The organism is Acetomicrobium sp. S15 = DSM 107314 (assembly GCF_016125955.1).
GTDB classification, from domain to species: domain Bacteria; phylum Synergistota; class Synergistia; order Synergistales; family Thermosynergistaceae; genus Thermosynergistes; species Thermosynergistes pyruvativorans.
Map to the genome: position 1 here is coordinate 1 of NZ_JADEVE010000231.1, position 388 is coordinate 388.

Annotated in this window: 2 protein-coding genes; one reads left to right on the forward strand and one right to left on the reverse strand. The window is 53.9% G+C overall.

The genetic code is table 11. The features are described from left to right. On the reverse strand, window positions 1–140 hold a 140-nt coding region (locus EZM41_RS06650; protein ID WP_198470347.1), incomplete at its 3' end, for a hypothetical protein. A gap of 33 nt (window positions 141–173) precedes the next feature. Between EZM41_RS06650 and EZM41_RS06660 the strand changes: the two genes are divergently transcribed. Further along, window positions 174–388, forward strand: a 215-nt coding sequence (locus EZM41_RS06660; RefSeq protein ID WP_198470348.1) for a phosphoenolpyruvate-utilizing N-terminal domain-containing protein, incomplete at its 3' end; no start/stop codon positions are given.

A 388-nucleotide genomic window follows, 5' to 3' on the forward strand; every position in this document is an offset into this window, starting at 1 on the left:
TCTCCTTTCAGCTCGATTATCTCTCCCACAAGGCCAAGCTCTCCTACGCGAACAACCTCATACATAGATGCGCCCGACATGCCGCTCGCCACAACGAGGGGGCCCGATATCCGCGATATGACTCCTACGATATTAGCCAACCTGAAAGAGATAGGATTGCAGTCGACAGCAATATGCGCCGGATCCGTCTTGGGAAGCGGCCTGCTCTCCCGGCTGGTGGCGGGCAGAGGAGACAAGGAAGATGGAGCTTAGAGCGCTTCACTGCAGCCCATAAAGAAGCCAAGGAGAGGCTGCTTGCCTTAAAGAAGAACGCCGAAGGCCACCTCCCCCAAGAAGAGATGGGGATATTAGAAGCACATCTTTTAATGATAGACGATCCGATGCTCAT